This is a genomic window from Cellulosimicrobium sp. AB352 (genome assembly GCF_049538415.1).
In the GTDB taxonomy this organism is placed as follows: Bacteria; Actinomycetota; Actinomycetes; order Actinomycetales; family Cellulomonadaceae; genus Cellulosimicrobium; species Cellulosimicrobium funkei.
In genome coordinates this window covers 1-949 of the sequence record NZ_JBMVFX010000045.1, presented here as the reverse complement: position 1 = coordinate 949, position 949 = coordinate 1, and the positions used below count along the sequence as shown (strand labels likewise).

At 67.4% G+C, this 949-nt stretch carries 1 protein-coding gene; it reads right to left on the bottom strand.

The window, feature by feature from the left end; genetic code table 11:
* Nucleotides 1–855 (bottom strand): flagellin, encoded by an 855-nt coding sequence (locus ACPCUX_RS18755; RefSeq protein ID WP_137281550.1) that lies wholly within the window; start codon nucleotides 853–855, stop codon nucleotides 1–3.
* Nucleotides 856–949 lie beyond the last annotated feature (94 nt).

The window sequence follows — 949 nt, the reverse complement described above, 5'->3', positions numbered from 1 at the left end:
TCAGCCGAGGAGCTGGAGGACTCCCGAGCTGGCCTGGTTCGCCTGGGCCAGCATCGCGGTGCCGGCCTGGGACAGGATGTTGGTGCGCGAGTAGTTCATCATCTCCTTGGCCATGTCGACGTCGCGGATGCGCGACTCGGCGGAGGTCAGGTTCTCCGTCGCGACGTTGATGTTGGAGATCGCGTACTCCAGGCGGTTCTGCGTCGCACCCAGGCCCGAGCGAGCCGTCGACACGGCCTTGAGCGCCGTGTCGATCGTCTCGATCGCGGCCTGCGCGTTCGCCGCCGTGTCCACCGTGAGGGAGCTGCCGCCCGCGGCGGCGTACACGCCCGCCTCGATGACCGTCTGGAGGTCGTTGGTGGTGAGGTCGATGGTGATGGTGTTGCCGTCACCGGTGCCCTCGGCGCCCACCTGGACCGTGAGGTCGGTCGCGCTGGCCTTGAGCAGGTCGATGCCGTTGAAGTTCGTCGAGTCGACGATCCGGTCGAGCTCGTCCGCGAGCTCGTCGAGCTCCGACTTGATCGCGGTGCGCGCGTCGGCGTTGTTCGTGTCGTTCGCCGCCTGCACCGACAGGTCGCGCATGCGCTGCAGGATCGACTGCGCCTCACCCAGCGCACCTTCCGCCGTCTGCACGACGCTGATGCCGTCCTGCGCGTTGCGCGCCGCGACGCTGTAACCGTTCACCTGGGCCTTGAGACCCTCGGCGATCGACAGACCCGCGGCGTCGTCCGCCGCACGGTTGATCCGCAGACCCGACGACAGCTTCTCCAGCGACTTGCTCTGGCTGTTCTGGGTGCTCGTGAGGTTCCGGTACGTGTTGAGTGCCGAGACGTTCGTGTTGACGCTGAAGCCCATGATGAGTCCTCCGTGAGACGGGCGAGTGGATGATCCCCCAGCCCATCCGTGGGCCGGTCACCGAGCACTCTCGGCACCCACCGCCACGTCGTGG